Genomic DNA, 20,828 nt, shown 5'->3' with positions numbered 1-20,828 from the left:
CAGGCACCGCACCGCGGGCTTCGGGTCAGCCACGCATCCTGCCGCTGACGCGGGAGAGGTCGGCTGCGCCGATCATTCCCGCCCGGGGACCGAGGGCGGCGAGTTTGATGTCGGCCGTCGGCCGGAAACCCCGGCCCGTGAGGTTGCGGGCGAATGAAGCGCGGGCAGGACCGACCAGGAGCTCACCGGCGTCGCACAGTCCCCCGCCGATGACGAACGTTCCCGGATCCAGCGCGGCGGCGAGGTTGGCGAGGCCCAGTCCAAGCCAATGCCCGACTTCCTCCAAGAGTTCTTTCGACGCCGCGTCCCCGGCCTTCGCGCGTTCAGTCACTGTGATCCCGGTGATGTCCTCCGCGGAGCCACCGGCTGCTTTCAGCAATTCGTAGGCGACCGGCGAGTTCCGCAGCGCCAACTCCCGGGCTTCCCTTCCGAGGGCGTTGCCGGACGCGTATTGCTCCCAGCATCCCCGGTTGCCGCATTCGCAGCGGTGCCCGCCGGGGACCACAATCTGGTGCCCGAATTCTCCCGCGACACCGAAGCGCCCGCGTTCCACCCGACCGTCCATGACCATTGCCCCGCCGATACCAGTGCCGAGCGTGATGCAGACAAGGCGGCTCTCCCCCTGGCCGGCACCAAAGCGCCATTCAGCCCAGGCGGCGGCATCGGCGTCGTTGGTTACCAGCACGGGCCGCCGCAGGAGGCTCTGGAGGTTTTCACGCAGCGGCTCGTTACGCCAGGCGAGGTGCGGACTGAACAGCACCGTGCCGCCGTCGAGATCCATCCAGCCGGCGGCCCCGATCCCGACGGAAGCGATCCTGTGGTTCCTTCCGAGTTCCTGGACGAGCTCGACGATCACCCGTTCGACGGCGCGCGCGTCGTTCCCGGGGGTGGATCGCCGTGCTTCCTCGACAACCTGGCCAGAGGGATCAACAACGCCCGCCGCCACCTTGGTTCCGCCAATGTCGATCCCGATGGCCAGGCCCCGGCGTCCGAGATGCGCGCGCCGCGCAGCCCAGGGAACCGCCTCCCCGCGCTGGCCGCCGTTCTTGCGGGCCAAGCGGCGGAGCGCCGATCCGGATCCCGGCCAGGACACCTCCCGAACTCTTGATGGGGTGTGGTCGTTGGGTGGGTTGAGAGGCATGTGGACATCATATTCCGAGAGCGGCATTTGTCAGGACATGGCGCCGGCCTCTTTGAGGAACAGGACACTTCCCGTAAAGTTACTCACCAGTAACTCTGGCCGGTGAACTGCGATACACCCCTGACCGGGCCGTATAGAGTTAGAGCAGCCCCGCAATGGTCTGTTGATATCGAAGGAGCTATCGTGCGTGAATTCAGTGTTCCGCCCCTCGTAAATGTTGCCCCCGAAACCAACATCACGGACCTCGTGATCCGTCAGGCCGCCAACCCTTCCAATCCTGCACTGTTCGCGACCCTCGACGCCGCGGGCCTATGGCAGGACGTCCGGGCGGTCGAGTTCCTCCAGGATGTCTCCGCCCTGGCAAAGGGATTGATCGCCAATGGCGTGGAGCCCGGAGATCGCGTCGGCATCATGTCCAGGACACGGTATGACTGGTCGCTGGTGGACTTCGCCATCTGGTTCGCCGGCGGAATTTCGGTGCCGATCTACGAAACGTCATCGCCGTCCCAAGTGGCTTGGAACCTCGGCGATTCCGGAGCGGTTGCGGCGTTCGCCGAATCGGCCCACCACGAAGACGTCATCTGGCGGGCCGTCACAGCCGAAGGCCTTGAGGCCGTGACCAACGTCTGGCAGCTCGGGGACGGACTGGACGCCCTGCGCAACGCCGGCTCGGGCGTCAGCGACGAGGAGCTCGAAAGCCGCCGCAGCCGCGCCATCCTCAGCGACGTCGCCACGATCATCTATACCTCCGGCACCACCGGCCGTCCGAAGGGGTGCGAGCTCACGCACGGGAATTTCGTGGAGCTCTCGGAGAACGCGTTGGCTTCACTCGGGGACGTGGTCAACGAAAATGCCAAGACCATCATGTTCCTTCCGTTGGCCCACGTGTTTGCCCGCTTCATTTCTGTGTTGGCCGTCGCGGCCGGTGCCCAAGTGGCGCATACTCCGGATATCAAGAACCTGCTGTCGGACCTGCAGAGTTTCCAGCCATCGTTCATCCTCGCCGTCCCCCGCGTCTTCGAAAAGGTGTTCAATTCGGCCCTCACGAAGGCCGAAGACGGCGGCAAGGGAGCCATCTTCCACCGGGCCGTGGACACGGCGATCTCATACTCCAAGGCGCGGCAAGCGGGTTCAGTCGGAATCGCGTTGAAGCTCAAGCACGCGATCTTTGACCGGCTCGTTTACGGAAAACTGCGTGCCGCGATGGGCGGAAACGTCCACCACGCCGTTTCCGGCGGAGGTCCCCTCGGCGAACGTCTGGGCCATTTCTTCCACGGAATCGGACTGCAGATCCTCGAAGGGTACGGACTCACCGAGACCACCGCGCCCATCTCCGTCAACACCCCGTCCCTGATCAAGATCGGCACCGTCGGGGCGCCGCTGCCCGGCAACGCGGTCAAGATTGCCGACGACGGCGAAATCCTCGCCAAGGGCGTCTGCGTCATGAAGGGCTACTACAAGCGGGAAGACCTCGCCGCGGACACATTCGTCGATGGGTGGTTCCGTACGGGCGACATCGGCGAACTGGACCAACAGGGCTTCCTGAAAATCACAGGACGCAAGAAGGAGATCATCGTCACGGCGAGCGGCAAGAACGTCGTGCCGGCCCTCCTCGAAGATCAGATCCGGGCAGATACCCTCGTCTCCCAGGTCCTGGTGATCGGCGACAACAGGCCGTTTATCGGTGCCCTCGTCACCTTGGACGAGGAAGCATTGCCGGGCTGGCTGGAGCGCCACGGCCTTCCCACATCCACCAGCGTCGAGGACGCCACGGAGAACGCGACAGTCAGGGCGGCAGTCCAGGAACTGATCAACCGCGCAAACCAGTCGGTTTCCCAGGCCGAGGCGATTAAGTCGTTCCGGATCATCCCTGCGGACTTCACTGAGTCGTCCGGCCATCTGACGCCGTCCTTGAAGGTCAAGCGGGCACAGGTCTTGAAAGACTTCGACGCCGTGATCGAGGAAATGTACTCGGCTCCGAAAGCGTCCTGAATCTGCCGTCAAACGAAAAGGAGGGGTCTTGGGCTGTGAAGCCCAAGACCCCTCCTTTGTGTCCCCTGCCGGGGACGTCACGCTAATCGACGACGATCAGCAAATCGCCGCCCTGGACCTGTTCCACCTTGTTGATGGCGAGGCGCGAGACCGTGCCGCCTACCGGCGTCGTGATGGAAGCCTCCATCTTCATCGCCTCAATCGTGGCAACGGTGTCGCCGGCATTGACGGCATCCCCGGGCTTCACCGTGACGGTGACGGCGCCCGCGAACGGAGCCGCGACGTGGCCCTGCTGGGACGGGTCGGCCTTCTCCGCGGTCTTCACGTTGCTGACAACCGACTTGTCGCGGACAACCACGGGACGGGACTGTCCATTGAGCTTGCACATCACGGTGCGCATGCCCTTTTCGTCCGGTTCCGAGACAGCTTCGAGGGAGGCAATCAGGCGGACGCCCTTTTCCAGCTCCATGACGTGCTCGGCCCCGAGCTGGAGACCGTACAGGTAGTCGCGGGTGTCGAGCACGGACAAGTTGCCGTAGGTTTCGACGCTCTTGAGGTAGTCCTTGGTGGGCCCCTCGAAGAGGAGGCGGTTCAATGTCCGCTGGCGCGTCTTGGAATCGCCCTTGAGGGCCGCACTATCCTCGGCGCTCAGTTCCACGTCGCGGACCTTGATGCTGCGTCCTTGGAGGGCCTTGGTCCGGAACGGCTCCGGCCATCCTCCCGGAGGATCTCCCAGCTCGCCGGACAGGAAGCCGATCACGGAGTCCGGGATATCGTAGCTCTGCGGATTCTCGTTGAAGTCGGCCGGATCGGCGTTGATTCCCACAAGATGCAAGGCGAGGTCGCCCACCACCTTGGACGAAGGAGTCACCTTCACGAGGTGGCCCAGGATGCGGTCCGCCGCGGTGTACATGTCTTCGATGGCCTCGAAGCGTTCGCCGAGTCCCAAAGCCATGGCCTGCTGGCGAAGGTTGGACAGCTGGCCGCCCGGGATCTCGTGCTGGTACACACGTCCGGTGGGACCCGGGAGTCCGGATTCAAACGGAGCGTAGACGCGGCGCACGCCTTCCCAGTACGGTTCCAGGGCGCTCACGCTGGCCAAGCTCAGGCCGGTATCGCGCGGAGTGTGTGCCAACGCGGCCACAAGGGCGGATGCGGATGGCTGGCTGGTGGTTCCCGCGAGTGATGCGGAGGCGACATCTACGGCGTCCACACCGGCATCCACGGCCGCCAGCAGGGTGGCCAGCTGGCCGCCAGCGGTGTCGTGGGTGTGCAAGTGGACCGGGAGGTCGAAGCGCTCACGCAGGGCCGTCACAAGCTTGGCTGCCGCGGCCGGGCGAAGAAGGCCGGCCATGTCCTTGATGGCGAGGATGTGGGCACCGGCGTCGACGATCTTCTGGGCGAGGTCCAGGTAGTAGTCGAGCGTGTACAGCTTCTCGTTCGGATCAAGAAGATCGCCGGTGTAGCACAGGGCGACTTCAGCCACTGCCGTGCCCGTGGCGCGCACGGCGCGGATCGCGGGAGCCATCTGGTTGACGTCGTTGAGCGCGTCGAAGATCCGGAAGATGTCGATGCCGGTGGCGGCCGCCTCGTTGACGAAAGCTTCTGTCACTTCTTCCGGGTACGGCGTGTAGCCGACCGTATTGCGGCCGCGCAGAAGCATCTGGATACACGTGTTGGGCAACGCCTTGCGCAGCGCAGCCAAACGTTCCCACGGGTCTTCGCCAAGGAAGCGCAGTGCGACGTCATAGGTGGCGCCGCCCCAGGCTTCTACGGACAAGAGTTCCGGGAGGAGCGCCGTGACTGCGGGGCCGGCCGCTACGAGGTCCCGGGTGCGCACGCGTGTGGCGAGGAGGGACTGGTGGGCGTCGCGGAACGTGGTGTCCGTGACGGCCACAGCCTGCTGCTCGCGAAGCGCCTTCGCGAAGCCTTCGGGTCCCAGTTCCTTCAGTTTCTGCCGCGAGCCGGAGCTCGGGACCGGACCGGTGATCTTCGGAAGCTTGATGGCCGGATCAGTGTGGACTTTGAGTTCGCCGTTGGGCTTATTGACAGTGACATCGGCGAGCCAGGTGAGCAGTTTGGTTCCACGGTCCGCGGAGACGTGGGACTTCAGGAGTTCCGGACGCTTGTCGATGAAGTCGGTGGCTACGTTGCCGGCGATGAAGTCCGGATCGGCGAGCACCGCCTGCAGGAATGGAATGTTGGTGGACACGCCACGGATCCGGAATTCGGCAAGGCCACGGCGGGCACGGGCGACGGCGGCCGGGTAGTCACGTCCGCGGCAGGTCAACTTCACCAGCATGGAGTCGAAGTGGGGGCTGATCTCGGCACCCGAGTAGACCGTACCGCCGTCGAGACGCACGCCCGCACCACCGGCGGAACGGTAACCGGTGATCCGTCCAACGTCGGGGCGGAAGCCGTTGGCGGGGTCTTCAGTGGTGATGCGGCACTGGAGGGCTGCGCCCTTGACCGAGACCGACTCCTGGCTCAGGCCGAGGTCCGCGAGGGTCTCGCCCGACGCGATGCGCATCTGGGCCTGGACCAGGTCCACATCGGTGATTTCTTCGGTGACCGTGTGCTCCACCTGGATACGCGGATTCATCTCGATGAACACGTGCTGGCCGGCGCGGGCACCTTCGGTGTCGACGAGGAATTCAACGGTACCGGCATTGACGTAGTTGAGTGCCTTGGCGAAGGCAACGGCGTCCCGGTACAGGGCCTGGCGGATGGATTCGTCCAAGTTGGGAGCCGGCGCGATTTCGACGACCTTCTGGTGTCGGCGCTGGAGTGAACAGTCGCGCTCGAAGAGGTGCATGACGTTGCCCTCGGCGTCGGCCAGGATCTGGACCTCGATGTGACGGGGGCGCAGCACGGCCTGCTCGAGGAACATCGTGGGATCGCCGAACGCCGCGTCCGCTTCGCGCATTGCCGACTGCAGGGCTTCCGGAAGTTCTTCCCGGGTTTCCACGCGGCGCATGCCGCGACCGCCGCCACCGGCAACAGCCTTGGCGAAGATGGGGAAGCCGATCTCGTCCGCGGCAGCGATGAGTTCGTCGACGTCCCGGGAGGGCGCGCTCGACTTCAGGACCGGTACGCCTGCCTTGCGGGCGGCCTCAAGCGCAGCGACCTTGTTGCCCGCGAGCTCGAGTACTTCGGCCGGCGGGCCGACGAAAGTGATTCCCGCTTCCTGGGCTGCCCGGGCGAGGTCCGGGTTCTCCGAAAGGAACCCATAGCCCGGATAGATCGCGTCCGCACCCGCTTCCTTGGCGACGCGGACAATTTCGTCTACATCCAGGTAGGCACGAACCGGATGGCCTTGCTGGCCAATCAGGTACGCCTCATCGGCCTTCTGCCTATGGATCGAGTTACGATCCTCATGCGGGAAGACCGCTACCGTTTTTGCGCCGAGTTCGTAGCCGGCGCGGAAGGCCCTGATCGCGATTTCGCCGCGATTAGCCACCAGAATCTTGGAAAACATGCTTCTCCTGCATCATTGCGGGTGTAACGGTCGGTGGTCACAGTGTGTAAGACCTCCACACACAAATACAAATCTTTGTGTTGACGGTCACATAGAGAATCGTCACGAGCAGTGTACATTCGCGCACGGCCCGGATACACGTGCTATGGGACTTGGGAAGTAACGGAGATCAAAGCCCCTCGGAGCGGATAAGGCGGGAATCTGCGGCGACTCCACATATGATGTTGAAGGGCGGCGGCAGAGCCCCGGTTCCGGCCTCATCGGAACAGAAGCACCGCGACACGGTAACCGGCGTTAGGTTTTGGGTTTTCAAGTGCAAGTAGTCAGCATCAGCAGCCTCAAGGGCGGCGTAGGAAAAACATCCGTAACCACTGGGCTAGCCTCGGCCGCATTGACTGCAGGCATCCCAACCCTTGTTGTGGACCTCGACCCCCACGCCGACGCAACCACTGCCCTCGGCGTCCAGGCCGGCGATCAGCTCGACATCGGCCGCATGCTGAAGAACCCCCGCAAAGCGAAGCTTCCCGAGAACGTCGTTACGAGCGGCTGGGTAGAACACGCCCGCCGCAACGGCGAACCCTCTGCCCTCGACGTCGCGATCGGATCCGCCTACACCGGAATCTACGACCGGCCCGACCTCGGCCGCCGCGACCTCCGGCGGCTGTCTTCGGTCCTGGCACCCGCTGAGCAGTACGAGCTGGTCCTGGTCGATTGCCCTCCCTCCCTCAACGGACTGACCCGCATGGCGTGGGGCGCCAGCGACCGTGTGGTCCTGGTTGCCGAACCTGGCCTGTTCTCCGTGGCCGGAACCGAACGCACCATGCGCGCCATCCAGTTGTTCCGCCAGGAATTCGCACCGAAATTGGCCCCCGGCGGCATCGTCGCCAACCGCGTCAGGCCGACTTCGTCCGAGCACAGTTTCAGGCTCGCCGAGATGGAATCGATGTTCGGGGACCTGCTGTTGGCTCCCCACATTCCGGAACAAGCGAACTGGCAGCAGATCCAGGGCGCGGCCCACGCCGTGCACCATTGGCCGGGCGACTCCGCAAAGAACACCGCCAAGCTGTTCGACACGCTCCTGGAAAACATGCTCGCGGCCCACAACGGTACGCGCGAACGCCGCCAACGCTGAGCCGTCTCCTCCTTCCAGGCTCCCAGCCTGAATCGTGCCCAACGCAATGAAGCCGCTTTCCGGAGAAGGCGGCTTCATTCACGTCTTGTGTTGCGCGGGATCCTGCGCGGAAATCACGACGGCGTTCAGCCGGTCCGGCGGGCAGACCGGCGCTTGCTCAACTCGTCGTCGGGAAAGGATTGCTCCACCGCGTGTTCGCTGGGAAGGGCTGCGAGGCTCCCCTCGACTTCGCGCCACACGCGGCCGACTGCGATGCCGAAGACGCCTTGGCCGCCCTGCACGAGATCAATGACTTCATCTGCCGACGTGCATTCATAGACGCTTGCGCCATCGCTCATGAGCGTAATCTGCGCCAGATCTTCCACTCCGCGCTCACGCAAGTGCTCAACCGCAGAGCGGATCTGCTGAAGGGAAACGCCGGTATCCAGGAGTCGCTTGACCACTTTGAGGACCAGGATGTCCCGGAAACCGTAAAGTCGCTGCGAGCCGGAGCCAGCGGCACCGCGCACTGCAGGCTCAACAAGTCCGGTGCGGGCCCAGTAGTCCAACTGACGGTAGGTGATGCCCGCGGCCTTGCAAGCGGTGGGACCGCGGTAGCCGGCATCTTCATCCAGGACCGGAAGGTCCTCGGTGAAAAGCAGGCCCTGGGCACCACTTGCGGGTACGGCAATGCCAGCCGAGGCCTGCCGTAGCTCGCCTGCTTCGCCTTTGGGACTCACGTGACCCTCCTTGTCCGAAGTTCCCCTGGGGATGTTGCATGAGGCGCACAACACGGTCAGAAAAGAGCAACCGTGTAATTTCAACGCGTGCGCACCTTTCAGTGTGACGCGCGGCGGTCCTGGATGCAACGGGAACTTGATATCTTCGACGTTAGGCGTGCAAGGGCCTCAGGTCAAAGACGTGCGAACCATTTTCGGATCGTGTCGAGACTTTCACCCTCCACTTTAACCTTAGCGGCGGGTCAGCCTTCGAAGTCTTCCGGCTCCACGTCGTCCAGGAACTCACGGAAACGCCGCAACTCACGTTCTTCATCGACGTCCGGACCCGGCTCGGCCTCTTCGCCTTCGTCGTGCTCGGTAATCCTGACCCCGGCTTCGTCCATCACGGCGTCGGCACACCAGATCCGGCACTTCGCCCGCAACGCCAAAGCCAACGCGTCCGAAGCCCGCGAACTTACTACGGTTCCGTCGTCGAACTGGAGCTGGCCATAGAAGATGTTGTCCTCCACCGCCACGATGTTGACGCTGATGATCGAGTGCCCAAGGGACTCGACAACGTCGATCAGCAAGTCATGGGTCATCGGCCGCGGCGGGACCACGCCCTGCTGGGCCAAAGCAATCGCACTGGCTTCAGGCGTTCCGATCCAGATCGGCACATGCCGTTCGCCGTGCATCTCGCGAAGGAGAACAAGCGGCTGGTTTGAGGGCAGCTCAATCCGGACTCCGACAATTTCGACTTCAATCATCATGCGTCCATACGGGAGATCCGGTCCTGCACCAGGGCACGGTGCAGGCTAAGGCAGAGTTCGCTGATTTCGCGGGCGGCTTCAGCGGCCCGCGACTGCGATGCGGCGTCCTTGCGGGACGTCAAAGGGGCCACAACCCGCTCTACGAGGCCGAACTCGCGATCGGCTGCGGCTTGGAAGGGCCGGAGGTGCCGCGGTTCCAATCCATGGCCCTCAAGCTGGACGCAGGCCCGGGCCACCTGCAGCGCGTGTTCGTCGAACCTGCCATTAACGTGGCTGATAAGCCCGAAGCTGAGGAGGGACTGCAACAGGGGAACGCTGGCACCGGATTCGGCCCGAAGCTGCTCCTCGCTCAATGCGCGGGCCCGCCCCTGCAGCTCGGCCGCAAGTTCGTCCGAAACAATGCGCGGAGACACCGTGACCCCGGGCGGCAGGTTTTCAGGACGTTCGCCGCGGTCGATCGCGTCCAAATAGTCCTTGATCACCTTGAGCGGAAGGTACTGGTCCCGCTGGAGAGCCAGGACGAAACGCAAGCGCTCGACGTCGCTCTCCGCATACTGGCGGTATCCCGCCGGCGTGCGCTTCGGATTGATCAGTCCTTTTTCCTCCAGGAACCGGATCTTGGAAGCCGTCATCGAGGGAAAGTCGTCGCTGAGCTGGGCGAGGACCTCCCCGATATTGAGGACCTGCGGTCCGCGCCGTTCCGGCTGGGCCATTGCCACAGGCGTCCCCGGAATCAGTCCTGGCCTGCTGCGCGGGCAGGGCTCAGGTAGTAGGTGAGTCGGAACTTGCCGATCTGGACCTCATTGCCGTTCTTGAGCAGGACATTGTCCACGCGGTCCTGGTTGACGTAGGTGCCGTTGAGGCTTCCCGTGTCAACAACTTCGAACCCTTCGGGGGTGCGCAGGAACTGGACGTGCTTGCGCGAAACCGTGACGTCGTCCAGGAAGATGTCGGCGTCCGGGTGACGGCCCGCCGTCGTAGTGTCCGAGTCCAGGAGGAACCGGGCCCCGGCGTTCGGGCCGCTGTGGGCAATCAACAGCGCGGATCCAGGAGGCAGTGCCTCTACCGCTGCGCGCTCTTCGGGTGCCAAGGACGGGCGGACACCTTGATCGTGGTGGCGCACCGGCGTGAGGTGGATTGAGGTGGTCTCCGACGTTGGTTGTTCTCCAGCACCGTACTCGCCTTGGGCTTGGTTCTGCTCGCCGCCAACCATGGAAATCCTCCTCAATCCGCCGACAGTTGTCCCCGACCGCCGGCTACGCATCTGCCCGGTCCTCCCGGGCCACAACGGGCCGCTGGCCCGCCGCTGCCGCCCTCCCAGGAAAGGAAGAACCAGCTTGGCGGGCCAGATACCTTTTAGCCTACCTGTTGTTCGTACTCTGATGCACTGAGCAAAGACTCGATGGCGTCCGCTTCCGAAAGCTTGACCTCGAACAGCCAGCCTTCACCGTACGGATCCGAGTTGATCAAGGCGGAGTCGGTGTCGAGGGCCTCGTTGCGGGCGATGACCTCGCCGCTGACCGGAGCGTAGATATCGCTCACGCTTTTCGTGGATTCAACCTCGCCTACGACGTCGTTGCCCTTGATCGTCGTTCCCGGCTCGGGCAGTTGGGCGTAGACGACGTCCCCGAGGGCGTCCTGGGCGAAATCCGTGATGCCGACGCGCACGACGCCGTCCGCATTGGGGGCACTGACCCATTCATGTTCGGCTGTGTAGGAAAGATCGGCAGGAATGTTGCTCATGAGTCGCCTTTCATCGGTACGTTAAGGACCACGAGGGCGGCCCGGGCTTCCGGCCACCGCTGAAAGTATAAGCACATCCGGTCCCGCTCCCCACAGGTCTCTGGGATGATGGGTTGCGAGGTCCGCAACGCATATTCCCGCAACGCCGTCGAAGGAGCGCGATCATGCCGGAACTGCCTGAAATCACTGCCTTGGCTACATTCCTTGACGCGCGGCTATCCGGTTCCAGGATCACCGACGCGCTCCTGCCGTCAAAGTTTGCCTTGAAGATTTCAGCTGTCCCGTTTGAATCGCTCATCGCGCGAACGGTCGAGTCCGTGGGCAGGCAAGGGAAGTTCATCATCGTAAGGATCGCGCCCGACGGACTCCCCGAAGCAGGCAACCCGGGACCACTGTTCTTGGTGGTCAACTTCGCGAAGGCCGGTTGGCTGACGTTCTCGGATACGCAGCCAGGCGAGGACGCCCCCTCCCCCGACGGATACTTTGCGGCCAGGTTCGGCTTTGAGAACGACGACCGGGGCTATCAGGTCATACTTGCCGATACCGGCACCTGGAAGGGACTGACCATATTCATCGTCAAGGACCCCACTGAAGTAAAGGGCATCGCCGAACTGGGTCCGGAACCGCTCGACCCCGCCTTCGGAATCGATGAGTTCAGCAAACTCTTCACCCACCGGCAGCAGGTCAAGGGACTCCTCAAGGACCAGAAGCTCATTGCGGGAATCGGCAACGCCTACAGCGATGAAATCCTTCACGCAGCGAAGCTGTCCCCCGTCGTTGCCGCGTCCTCGCTTGATCAAGAGGCGCTCCGACTCCTCTACACGACCATGAAAGACATACTCTCAGGCGCCGTCCAGGAGTTCACGAGCCTGCACCCCGGCGAATTGAAGGCTGCCAAGAAATCCTCCATGCGTGTCCACGGAAGGACGGGAGAGCCATGCCCCATCTGCTCGGACACCATCCGGGAGGTTGCGTTCGTGGGGACCTCACTGCAGTACTGCCCTACTTGCCAAACCGACGGCGAGGTTCTGGTCAAGCGCGGTTCCCGCGAGGTCGCCTGAGCGCACACGGAGCCCGCCGCGATAGTTGCGGCGGGCTCCGGCAGGTCTCCCTTAGGCGCCCGGCACTCAGGGGGCCGGTACGGCGGCAGGATCGCGTCCGACGTCGGGAGCTGCTTTGTGCACGGTAGCCAACCGCGCTGCTTCCCCGCGCCGGGCCGCTGACGCGGCTCCGATCATGACAAGCAACGCGGAAATGGTGATGGCGGCGCCTACCCAAATGGGAGAGGTGTATCCCAAGCCCATGCTGATCGTGACGCCACCCAACCAGGCGCCCAGGGCATTGCCCAGGTTGAAAGCTCCGATGTTCGCCCCGGAGGCCAGGGTTGGTGCCGCCGCGGCAAAATGCATCACGCGCATCTGCAATCCGGGAACGGTCGCGAATCCGAAGCCACCCATGAGCGCCAGCGAAAACAACGTAGCCACGGGACTGGCAGCGGTGAGCGCGAAGAACACCAGGACCAGCGCTAAGCCGGCAAGGATCGCCACGAGCGCCTTGTCGATGGACTTGTCCGCCGCTTTGCCGCCCGCGATGTTCCCGACGAACAGGCCGGCACCGAAAAGGACCAGGAGCCAAGGCACCGCGTGGGGGTCGAATCCCGAGACATCAGTCAAGGTAAAGGCGATGTAGGTGAAGGCGCCGAACATGCCGCCGAAGCCAAGGATCGTGACCACGATGGAAAGCCACACTTGGCCCGACGCAAAAGCCCGCAACTCACTGCGCACGCTGTTCGCGACGGCGTCGTCCTTGGCCCGCGGAACCATTACGGCTATTCCCACGAGGGCCGCGACCCCGATGATGGTGATGGCCCAGAACGTGGAACGCCAGCCAAGGTTCTGGCCAAGGAAGGTCCCGAACGGAACTCCGAGAACGTTGGCGGCGGTCAGGCCGGTGAACATGATCGCGATGGCTCCGGCCTTCTTGTTCGCGGGCACGAGGCCCGCCGCGACCACCGATCCAATGCCGAAGAAAGCTCCATGGCAAAGCGCGGCGACGACGCGACCGACGATCATGGCCGGGTAGCTGTCAGCGATCGCACAGAGGAAGTTGCCCGCGATGAAGAGGACCAGGAGCCCGATCAGCACTGGCTTCCGGGGCAAGCGGGTCACCGCGGCCGTGACAAGAAGGGCCCCGACGACGACGCTCAGGGCGTAGCCGGTGATGAACCAGCCGGCAGCGGCCTCACTGACATTGAACTCTGTCGCGACCTCAGGCAAGAGGCCCATGATGACGAACTCGGTCAGGCCGATACCGAACCCGCCGAGGGCTAGGGCGATCAACCCTGCTGGCATGTTGTGCTCCTTGAGGGGGATGGATTCCCGTAAGAGTGGAAGTGCGCCGCCGAGAGCCGTAGAATATTAGTTGCAGACGCTGCATATATAGTTGCACACGCCATGTAATTGCGCAAGCAACTACTTTTCGATGCGTCTGGTTTCTTTATCGACCGGCAGGAGATACGCAGGACATGGGCATCAAGGACGACGCCGTTGAGGTGCGGGCGCAGGGGTGGCGGACGCTGGCAGCCTTGCACGGGAACATCGAGACGGCACTCGAGAAGGCGTTGCAGTCGGCCGTGGAGCTTTCAGTGGTCGAATACACCGTTTTGGACGCTCTCAGCCGGCAGGACGGCTGGCACATGAGGATGCAGCAGCTTGCCAGGGCGACAGCCCTGTCCAGCAGCGCAACCACGCGGCTGGTGAACAGGCTCGAGGAGCGCGCCCTGCTGACCAGGATCCTATGTGCCGACGACCGCCGCGGGATCTATACCGAACTCACTGATGCCGGCCAGAAGCTCCTCCTTGCCGCCCGGCCCGTGCACGACGAAACACTCGCGGAATCGCTGGCGGCCGCAGAATCGGTCCCGGAGCTCGAGCCTTTGGTCAAGGCACTCGGCGCACTGCAGGCCGTTCACTCCGCCTGACGACACCCCAAAGGACCTGCGACGCGGAAATGGACTGGCGCTGGCGGAATACCTGTGTCGCGGGTCCTTCCGCGCGTCGCGGAGAAGTTTGCGCGTCGCGGGCGCACCGCATCAGACCTTTTTGACCACGCTGGACTCGAGTTGCATAGGACCGTTGCTTCGTTTCTGGCGATCGGCATCTGCGGTGCGCGTACACGACACACTTCTTGATTGACGCCGCCCGGATCTACTGACGCCACCGGAATTCCAGTGTCGCTCGTCATTTGGGTTATAGGACAAAACGTGTGTATGGGAGGGGCTTGCTTCCCAGTGAGCGCGCGGGAAATTAGAGGTAGCTAAGCTTTTGAAGCTTAGTGTGGCTGGGGTGCTTGCATATCTCTGGAGTGTTTGATTTGTGGTCGTGCGCTGGTTCGGAACGGCAAGACAGCTGCCGGCAAGCAGCGATACCGGTGCCTGGAATGCGGGGCGAGCCGTTCGGGTGAACGTCCTGACGTGAGCCGGCGTGCGGAATTGGACGCGTTCCTGGACTGGCTACTGGGCACGTCGAGCCAGTCATCCGCGACCTCCTTCGGAACGGCAAGGTCCTTCCGGCGCCGCACCTCGTGGTGCTGGAACATCGCCCCGGAGATCCCGGTCACCGGCGAGATCCATGACCAGATCCAGGTCGACGGGATCTACGTGGGCTCGTGGTGCTGCCTGATCGCTGTCGCTGGGGATCACGTGCTCGGCTGGCAGTGGTGCGACACCGAAAAGAAGGCCGCGTGGGCTGCCCTGCTCGGCCGGTTCCCGGCCCCCACCGTCGTGATTACCGATGGTGGCTCCGGAATCGCAGCAGCCCTGTCCGAGTGCTGGAGTGAGACCGCGGTCCAACGCTGCTTGGTCCACGTCCAGCGCAATGTCCGCACCTACCTGACTGGCCGGCCCCGGACCGACGCAGGCAAGGCATTGCTGCGGCTCGGGCCGGCATTGACGAGGATCACCACCGCGTCCGAAGCCGCCGCGTGGCTAGGCGGGCTCAATGACTGGCACCAGAGCCACGGGCACCTGGTCAAAGCCCGCACCTACCGAAACGGCACCGCCGTCGTGCCGGGATGGGTCAGGGCCAATCAGGCCTGGTGGTACACCCATGACAGGCTCCGCAAGGCATACCGGCTCCTGGAACGACTCAGCCAGGCCGGGACGCTGTTCACCTACCTGCGCACCGAGTTCGCAGGCCTTCAGATCGCCTCGACCACCAAACGCATTGAAGGCGGCACCAACGCCCAACTCCGACTACTCCTCCGAGCACACCCCGGAATGAGCGAAGAGCACCGCAAACGCGCGATCGAATGGTACCTCTACCTCCACAGCGAGCAGCCGCTGCCACCGGCCAAACTCATCAAGACCAATCATTACCGCCCCGCCAAGACCACACCCACGGCACCGACCGAACAGAACCCAGGCCCTGAGCTCTACAGCACCGGCCTCATCGCCGAAGAAGGCCTCTGGACCCGCAAAGGATGGGCAGGCCGCACATGACGCGCCCGGGATTTACACACGTTTTGTCCTATAACCCTCATTTCCAGGGGCGTCAGGCATTAAACGCAAACGTCCCGGAAACCGATAGGTTTCCGGGACGTTACTTCCGTATCTTGCGGTCGGGCTGACAGGATTTGAACCTGCGACCCCTTGACCCCCAGTAACGAGGCCACCATATCCCCTACTATCCGGTGGGTGGATATGGTGGCCTCGTACCTTATATATAGGGAGAGTGCGTATCCTCCAGGATCCTCAGATTTTCGCGCCTTTCCGGCAGGGTGCACACACAAGTGCACTCACCTGTCAGTCCGCTTGGGTATGCGTGGCCGCTTCGTCGCCCCGGTGCCGATGCGTGGGCCGCGTGGCGCATCCTTCGCGGGCTTATGGTTCATTTCCTGGATGGCTCTAACGTCGTCCAAGGTGAAGCGGATCTGAGTGCCGAGCAGGACGTGTGGCCATTGCTGTTCCTGTTTGAGCCGGTACGCGTGCGAGCGGCTGATCTTGAACATCTGGGCCAGTTGCTTCATGTCGAGAAGGCGTAGCTCTTCCATCAGCAAATCGTATCGAAACACAGAAGGGGCGCCCACCCTGCTTCCAGAGTGAACGCCCCAACCAATGCCTGAAACATCAACCGAACCAAGGTTGATATAGCAATCCTACCGCATAGCAGGCTAATAGTTTAGTGATTCCTAAATCGTCTCATTAACAGTTTTCTATGCAGGACTCTTTTAATCGGCCCAATGCTCCCCTATCATCGGCGCTATGAGACAGATATTGGGGGTGGCCGGGGCGTCAGCCTTGGTCATCATGATGACGGCGGGATGTGGCGCAGCAACCGTTGAGAAGGACGCCACTTACCGCAACCTGGACGGCCTGATTAGTGCCGTTCAATCAAGCGGGCTGAAGTGCGAAGGCGACCTTCAACAGTTCTCTGATGGCTCAAGCGAATACCGCACATGCGGCATGCACGGCTGGGCTGCCATTTACGGCACGACCGCGGCCCGGGACAGGCAGATCAAGATTCAGGAAGGCTCTCCTGATGCGGTCATGGTGGTCGGCCCAAATTGGATAGTTAAGGCACCCCTCGGGGATGCGAACGCGGTGAAAGACAAGCTGGGTGGGACGATCCATCAGTGATGCATAGTTATTCACTCAAAGGCAAGAAGCCTAAAATGTATCTCTGATAACGCTCGACCACGGGGCCGGTAGCGGCCCCGTGGTCGACACGTATAGCACTACGATCCCCCAGCAGGGACCCAAAGACAAATAGTCACCGTCACCGCTGGGGGCGTATTTTCGTGTGCCCTACTACGTGTGGTCCTTGAAGTCAGCGTTGGATCCACTGTTCAAGCGAACGAGGTTTCCCGCTCGTATGGCGTCGTCCCTGTTCCAATATGTCTCACTGGTTGCGAGCACCTTGTTATTGCCAGTAGATACGACACGCCAGTAGTAGTGCTGATTTCCGGATGCTTTATGCAGCTGGTACTCGACTTGCGCGGCCATGATGTTGCCCCCTCATGTTGACTGCTAGGAAGGCAAGGATACGACGCCTCGCGCGGCATTGGCTACGGGCGCTTATCGGATCTTACGTGGAACGTCGGCCCGCGACATATAGTGAGCTGAATTGCTGGTCTTGGAGAAGGGGCATCGTGCCCTTCGAGACATCTACAGATTGAGGAGAAATGAGCGAAGTCGAGGAGTTTCTAGAAGACGCCCAGACATTGGTACACGAGAGGACAATCGTCGTACCGAATCCTGAGTTCGTCGTACGTGCAGGGGGACATCAGGCCCGCGGTTATGTGACCAGCATTGAGATTTGGAACAAAATGACGAGGGTCCTGATTGCATTCCCTGCAACTCCAATACCCTCAGATGAGTTCCAAGCCTTCCGTTTGGTTGATTCGCTAGGCAATATGCACGAGCACCCGGGCGGTAGCTCAACCAGCAACGGGCTTTACAGCTTCCACGACTACAGGTTTGGGCAAGTGGCGCCGGAAGCCGAATTCGTGGACTTACTGTACTCTGTCGTGCCGCTCACCGATGGGCCTGAAGATGACGAACTGTTCCAAACCCTGGCCCGAATTCCACTTTCATAATCTGGCCGCTGCCAAGAACCGTTAACCAGGGATAAGGCGCCTAACATGTGAAAGGGTGAGACGCCTTATCCGTGCGCACTTAACCGGTCTCATAGACCCATATGCTTGGGCTATGATCAAGTACCTTCGACTGAGCCTTCCATGCGGATTTCGAGCGATAGCCGACAAACCGGTTGCCTGGCTGTCCAGCCTGTTCGGATTGCTCGGAATCCCTGGGATCTTGACATGGGCAAACCATGCCGAGCTGGCCCCGTACGTCGTTTTCATTGCCGCCAACCTTGTTGTATGCATCGCTCTGGCCGTGGGCGGGTACCGCCTGTACCGGAATGACCAGATGGCGCTAGCATCGGCAACCGACGAGCTACGCCAAATTGTCGATCATCACACCGAGGAAATGGCTAAGCTCTCGACTCCAGGTGGAGGGCCGCAAAACAGCGGGCACTTCAGCGGATGGGACATGTCATCCAACACCATCAGTGATACTGGCGGCCCTGGTATTCAGATCAACTACCAAAGCCCGCCGAGCCCCTAAACGTCACCTGGGGTTCCTAGGAAGCCGAAAAGTCAAGGATCCACTCATTCTGTTTTCCTCGGTATACGAACCTCCCGAAATCAAGAACGTCACGTCCGATCATGAATTGGAGATCGTCTCGGGCGCCGAAGTCCACTTCGACAGCGGTAGTTCCAACTGCGCTACCGTTCTCGAACACAACCCAGACCCTATGGTGAGGAGCTTCCACTGGAAGTCCCTTCGAGTGGGCTGTCGTCATGCCGGAGACACCACTCGGCGTGAGACCAAGGGCCTGAACTGCTCTTCGCGAAATGATCGAAGTTGCCGCGCCCGTGTCAATCAGCGCCACGGCCGAATATGACCGCTCGATAAGGGACTCGCCCATCCCCTCCACCAGCGGCCCGACTTGGACTTGAACGTAGCATCCTTCGTTCTGAATCGTTCCGCGAATAACTGGTGATTTGGAGTAGCCCTCGGCGTTTATCATAAATCCGACCTTAGCAAGCTGGTCTGACAACAAGCCGCACCTAACCGATCACGTGGTAGTCGAAGGACAGTGAAGCGCTGGCGCCGGGCGCTGTGGCGCAGGCGATGCTAAATCCCGTTGAGGATCGGGTCAAGTACGGCTGGCACGAGGCACTGGCCGCATTCTGCGGGGTCAGTACGACGTGCGGGGTCGTGGCGTAGGCGGTGCCGAAGGTGACGGTTACCAACGTTCCGGCGGATGGCGATGCAACCGCCGTGGCGTTTAGCGTGCCAGCGATGTCATTCGCTCCATTACCGCCGGCAGCGGCGCTAGAAGCCTGCGCGCCTGCGGTGATACCGGTAACCGATGACGAAGCGGAGACGATCTTGGCGTTCATCGTGATTGATTTCCCCGTCACGCCAAGAGTCACTGCTCCAAGTCGGGTCATGCGCACAAGCGTGGCAAGAGAAGCCCCGGAATCGTCATAGCTGTTGAGCACCCAGTCAGTACCGGCGTTACTCCCAGATTCTGATGTGCCGTCACCTCCGAAGCCCCACCTGTCAACCGCTGCGGTCTTTATTCGGTGCGTCCGGGTCGAACCCGCGGCACCGTTGAAGTCGTAACCGAGAACGGTGCCCGTAGCGGCGCTACTTCCAGCGGTAGCGCCGCCGACGTCCTTCACCTGGAGCTGAAAGACCTTCGACCCGTTGAAGGTTTCCGTGATGTTGTCCGAGAAGAACGTTTGGCGGGCTCCCACTGCGGAAACATTGGCGTAGCCGGGGCTGACAGCTCCGGTCAGATAGATCGGGAAGTTTGTATACGGTGTGCCGCGGTTATCGACCACACGGAGGTTCCTGACGAATGGCCGGGTGACCGTTCCCGGGTTGGCCGAGTCCAGAGACACACCGAAGTTCTGGGTGTTGTCACTGGATGAGATGACGGTCGTCCCGTCTTCCTTGTACTGGCTTCCGGCGTTGATGACCTGGACGTCGCCAAGATGAATATCTGTCGCCCCGGTCACGAGCACACCACCGCGTTGGCAATTCATCAACAGCATCGAGCCGATACTGATTTGGGACGCGAAGCTTGTTGGCGCGGACCTGCTGGTTGATGGGTAGCCGCCGATCAGGACGCCGATGCCGCCAGCGGGAGATGGGCCGTCTGTGGTGCCACGGGATACACCGTCCACAAGCACGTTATTGATACGCCCGTTGCTTGGGGCATCGTCTAGTTTCAAGCCGCCGAGGCCAACATTTTTCACGTTGACGGTGTCTACGATGAAGTTCGTTGGGCCGAGGTCGGTAGTGTCGTTGTTGACGATGAACCCGGAGAGCCATAGCCCGTAATAGGCTGCCAATTCAACGTAGACGCTTCCGCCGATGACACGCTTGCAGTCGCGGGATATGGAGAACCCGTTGTCAGCCGATTTGTAGGAACGAAGCTGATCGAAGACTACGGTTTCGCAGGATACCCAGCCGCCATCCATGGTCAACTCGGTTTCAACGTCGATCGCTTGGGCATATCCTCGCACGCCATCAAACTGGAACGGCAGGCCGCGTGTTCCTTGGATGCGGAGGTGGCGAAGCCGGATGTTGCGGACAGCACTCGCGCCCGTATTGTGCGGGTTGAAATCGCCATAAGCGACAACTCCAGAGTTCAGCCCCGGTCCTGTGAAAGTCCTTGACCGCCGTGGCGCGGTCACATCGTCAACCGTCGTTCCCTTGATGGTCATGTGCTGGATGATCACATCGGAAGCTGCGCCCGACGTGTAGAACAACGCATCCATCGGGGTGGAAGATCCGGAGGCGTTGATGACTGTAGCGGCAATGCCGGCTCCTTCGATCACGAGCCCTGTAGCGCCGACGAAGTTGATCGGTGCTGAACAGTTGTAAACAGGAGACTTTCCCAAAACGCGCTTTACGCCTGAGACAATCGCGATGTTCACCGCGCGTTGCCACGAAAGGGTGTCGTCCGGGTCGGATCCTAACTTTTGGGCGTCAACGTCCACGTATGGGGCATTCGCTTTCCATTTCATGGCGTCATACGACGTGCCCGAAGTGTGGGAAACCGTGCACGAAACAAGATCACCGGACGGGCTGATAGCAATGTCAGTCCCGCCAATATAAGGGGTGTTCGCCGCCCACTTCGCGGGGCGGGCGTTGAAGTCACGGTTCAGATTGGCCGCGGTGAGTGGGGTGCCCCCGAGGGGGCCGTCTGCATATGCAGTCATAACAAAAGACTCCTTTGAGTCATTAGTAGGGTGGAAAATTATGCGTCGAAATAGGCGGAATTGAGTGGTGCTA

General features: G+C 62.0%; 19 protein-coding genes. 8 read left to right on the top strand and 11 right to left on the bottom strand.

Translation table 11 applies throughout. The features are described from left to right. Nucleotides 1–25: 25 nt before the first annotated feature. Nucleotides 26–1,141: an ROK family glucokinase gene (locus tag ABCW42_RS07925; RefSeq protein WP_423184322.1), complete on the bottom strand. Its 1,116-nt coding sequence runs from the start codon at nucleotides 1,139–1,141 to the stop codon at nucleotides 26–28. Between the two features lie 183 nt (nucleotides 1,142–1,324). On the opposite strand from ABCW42_RS07925, the gene ABCW42_RS07920 reads away from it, so the two are divergent. Next, entirely contained in the window at nucleotides 1,325–3,133 is a 1,809-nt protein-coding gene (locus tag ABCW42_RS07920) for an AMP-dependent synthetase/ligase (protein ID WP_423184321.1), read from the top strand. Nucleotides 3,134–3,215: 82 nt separating this feature from the next. Here ABCW42_RS07920 and ABCW42_RS07915 read toward each other — a convergent pair whose 3' ends face one another. Continuing rightward, nucleotides 3,216–6,611 (bottom strand): pyruvate carboxylase, encoded by a 3,396-nt coding sequence (locus ABCW42_RS07915; protein WP_423184320.1) that lies wholly within the window; start codon nucleotides 6,609–6,611, stop codon nucleotides 3,216–3,218. Between the two features lie 313 nt (nucleotides 6,612–6,924). Here ABCW42_RS07915 and ABCW42_RS07910 point away from each other — a divergent pair, with 313 nt between their 5' ends. Next, nucleotides 6,925–7,743, top strand: coding sequence for a ParA family protein (locus tag ABCW42_RS07910; protein ID WP_423184319.1), 819 nt, complete (start codon nucleotides 6,925–6,927; stop codon nucleotides 7,741–7,743). A gap of 125 nt (nucleotides 7,744–7,868) precedes the next feature. On the opposite strand, the gene ABCW42_RS07905 is transcribed toward ABCW42_RS07910, so the two are convergent. The 5 genes from ABCW42_RS07905 to gcvH form a co-directional block, all read right to left on the bottom strand. Then, the gene (locus ABCW42_RS07905) at nucleotides 7,869–8,462 is read right to left on the bottom strand and encodes a MerR family transcriptional regulator (RefSeq protein ID WP_133206157.1); all 594 of its coding nucleotides are present in this window, start codon (nucleotides 8,460–8,462) and stop codon (nucleotides 7,869–7,871) included. 242 nt (nucleotides 8,463–8,704) lie between these two features. Continuing rightward, on the bottom strand, nucleotides 8,705–9,208 hold the full coding sequence (locus tag ABCW42_RS07900; protein ID WP_133206204.1) for a bifunctional nuclease family protein: 504 nt from the start codon (nucleotides 9,206–9,208) through the stop codon (nucleotides 8,705–8,707). After that, nucleotides 9,208–9,924 (bottom strand): MerR family transcriptional regulator, encoded by a 717-nt coding sequence (locus ABCW42_RS07895; RefSeq protein WP_423184318.1) that lies wholly within the window; start codon nucleotides 9,922–9,924, stop codon nucleotides 9,208–9,210. The genes ABCW42_RS07900 and ABCW42_RS07895 overlap by 1 nt, the downstream gene beginning before the upstream one ends. 20 nt (nucleotides 9,925–9,944) lie before the next feature. Further along, nucleotides 9,945–10,424: an FHA domain-containing protein gene (locus tag ABCW42_RS07890; RefSeq protein ID WP_133206155.1), complete on the bottom strand. Its 480-nt coding sequence runs from the start codon at nucleotides 10,422–10,424 to the stop codon at nucleotides 9,945–9,947. Between the two features lie 143 nt (nucleotides 10,425–10,567). Next, the gene (gcvH, locus tag ABCW42_RS07885) at nucleotides 10,568–10,954 is read right to left on the bottom strand and encodes a glycine cleavage system protein GcvH (RefSeq protein WP_423184317.1); all 387 of its coding nucleotides are present in this window, start codon (nucleotides 10,952–10,954) and stop codon (nucleotides 10,568–10,570) included. A gap of 164 nt (nucleotides 10,955–11,118) precedes the next feature. Between gcvH and ABCW42_RS07880 the strand changes: the two genes are divergently transcribed. Continuing rightward, complete coding sequence (locus ABCW42_RS07880) at nucleotides 11,119–12,015, top strand: DNA-formamidopyrimidine glycosylase family protein (RefSeq protein ID WP_423184316.1); 897 nt, start codon at nucleotides 11,119–11,121, stop codon at nucleotides 12,013–12,015. A 66-nt stretch (nucleotides 12,016–12,081) separates the two neighbouring features. Here the strand turns inward: ABCW42_RS07880 and ABCW42_RS07875 are convergent, their stop codons facing one another. Next, nucleotides 12,082–13,305 (bottom strand): MFS transporter, encoded by a 1,224-nt coding sequence (locus tag ABCW42_RS07875; RefSeq protein WP_423184315.1) that lies wholly within the window; start codon nucleotides 13,303–13,305, stop codon nucleotides 12,082–12,084. A 173-nt stretch (nucleotides 13,306–13,478) separates the two neighbouring features. Here ABCW42_RS07875 and ABCW42_RS07870 point away from each other — a divergent pair, with 173 nt between their 5' ends. Further along, nucleotides 13,479–13,934 carry a MarR family winged helix-turn-helix transcriptional regulator gene (locus tag ABCW42_RS07870; RefSeq protein WP_133206151.1) on the top strand — a complete coding sequence of 152 codons (456 nt, stop codon included), beginning with the start codon at nucleotides 13,479–13,481 and terminating at the stop codon, nucleotides 13,932–13,934. Nucleotides 13,935–14,321: 387 nt separating this feature from the next. After that, nucleotides 14,322–15,452, top strand: a complete 1,131-nt coding sequence (locus ABCW42_RS07865; protein WP_423184314.1) for an IS1249 family transposase — start codon at nucleotides 14,322–14,324, stop codon at nucleotides 15,450–15,452. Between the two features lie 296 nt (nucleotides 15,453–15,748). Here the strand turns inward: ABCW42_RS07865 and ABCW42_RS07860 are convergent, their stop codons facing one another. Continuing rightward, nucleotides 15,749–16,003, bottom strand: coding sequence for a helix-turn-helix domain-containing protein (locus tag ABCW42_RS07860; RefSeq protein ID WP_423184313.1), 255 nt, complete (start codon nucleotides 16,001–16,003; stop codon nucleotides 15,749–15,751). A gap of 247 nt (nucleotides 16,004–16,250) precedes the next feature. Between ABCW42_RS07860 and ABCW42_RS07855 the strand changes: the two genes are divergently transcribed. From ABCW42_RS07855 to ABCW42_RS07845, 3 genes are all read left to right on the top strand, one after another. Then, nucleotides 16,251–16,589 (top strand): hypothetical protein, encoded by a 339-nt coding sequence (locus ABCW42_RS07855; RefSeq protein ID WP_423184312.1) that lies wholly within the window; start codon nucleotides 16,251–16,253, stop codon nucleotides 16,587–16,589. Between the two features lie 545 nt (nucleotides 16,590–17,134). Continuing rightward, nucleotides 17,135–17,548 (top strand): hypothetical protein, encoded by a 414-nt coding sequence (locus ABCW42_RS07850; RefSeq protein WP_423184311.1) that lies wholly within the window; start codon nucleotides 17,135–17,137, stop codon nucleotides 17,546–17,548. A 112-nt stretch (nucleotides 17,549–17,660) separates the two neighbouring features. Then, entirely contained in the window at nucleotides 17,661–18,080 is a 420-nt protein-coding gene (locus tag ABCW42_RS07845) for a hypothetical protein (protein WP_423184310.1), read from the top strand. Between the two features lie 16 nt (nucleotides 18,081–18,096). Here ABCW42_RS07845 and ABCW42_RS07840 read toward each other — a convergent pair whose 3' ends face one another. Together ABCW42_RS07840 and ABCW42_RS07835 are read right to left on the bottom strand one after the other, a co-directional pair. After that, on the bottom strand, nucleotides 18,097–18,576 hold the full coding sequence (locus tag ABCW42_RS07840) for a retropepsin-like aspartic protease (protein WP_423184309.1): 480 nt from the start codon (nucleotides 18,574–18,576) through the stop codon (nucleotides 18,097–18,099). A gap of 10 nt (nucleotides 18,577–18,586) precedes the next feature. Further along, complete coding sequence (locus tag ABCW42_RS07835) at nucleotides 18,587–20,755, bottom strand: hypothetical protein (RefSeq protein WP_423184308.1); 2,169 nt, start codon at nucleotides 20,753–20,755, stop codon at nucleotides 18,587–18,589. Nucleotides 20,756–20,828: the final 73 nt, after the last annotated feature.

This window comes from Arthrobacter sp. NyZ413 (assembly GCF_049390645.1).
Taxonomy (GTDB): domain Bacteria; phylum Actinomycetota; class Actinomycetes; order Actinomycetales; family Micrococcaceae; genus Arthrobacter.
This window is presented reverse-complemented; position numbering and strand designations above follow the sequence as displayed.

Bases quoted from the DNA above. Each gene is read 5' to 3' on its own strand.
- ABCW42_RS07835 (WP_423184308.1), bottom strand. From the start codon at position 20,755: ATGACTGCATATGCAGACGGCCCCCTCGGGGGCACCCCACTCACCGCG.
- ABCW42_RS07860 (WP_423184313.1), bottom strand. From the start codon at position 16,003: ATGGAAGAGCTACGCCTTCTCGACATGAAGCAACTGGCCCAGATGTTC.
- ABCW42_RS07850 (WP_423184311.1), top strand. From the start codon at position 17,135: ATGAGCGAAGTCGAGGAGTTTCTAGAAGACGCCCAGACATTGGTACAC.
- ABCW42_RS07900 (WP_133206204.1), bottom strand. From the start codon at position 9,208: ATGATTGAAGTCGAAATTGTCGGAGTCCGGATTGAGCTGCCCTCAAAC.
- ABCW42_RS07875 (WP_423184315.1), bottom strand. From the start codon at position 13,305: ATGCCAGCAGGGTTGATCGCCCTAGCCCTCGGCGGGTTCGGTATCGGC.
- ABCW42_RS07890 (WP_133206155.1), bottom strand. From the start codon at position 10,424: ATGGTTGGCGGCGAGCAGAACCAAGCCCAAGGCGAGTACGGTGCTGGA.
- gcvH (WP_423184317.1), bottom strand. From the start codon at position 10,954: ATGAGCAACATTCCTGCCGATCTTTCCTACACAGCCGAACATGAATGG.
- ABCW42_RS07845 (WP_423184310.1), top strand. From the start codon at position 17,661: ATGATCAAGTACCTTCGACTGAGCCTTCCATGCGGATTTCGAGCGATA.
- ABCW42_RS07915 (WP_423184320.1), bottom strand. From the start codon at position 6,611: ATGTTTTCCAAGATTCTGGTGGCTAATCGCGGCGAAATCGCGATCAGG.
- ABCW42_RS07925 (WP_423184322.1), bottom strand. From the start codon at position 1,141: ATGCCTCTCAACCCACCCAACGACCACACCCCATCAAGAGTTCGGGAG.
- ABCW42_RS07880 (WP_423184316.1), top strand. From the start codon at position 11,119: ATGCCGGAACTGCCTGAAATCACTGCCTTGGCTACATTCCTTGACGCG.
- ABCW42_RS07870 (WP_133206151.1), top strand. From the start codon at position 13,479: ATGGGCATCAAGGACGACGCCGTTGAGGTGCGGGCGCAGGGGTGGCGG.
- ABCW42_RS07895 (WP_423184318.1), bottom strand. From the start codon at position 9,924: ATGGCCCAGCCGGAACGGCGCGGACCGCAGGTCCTCAATATCGGGGAG.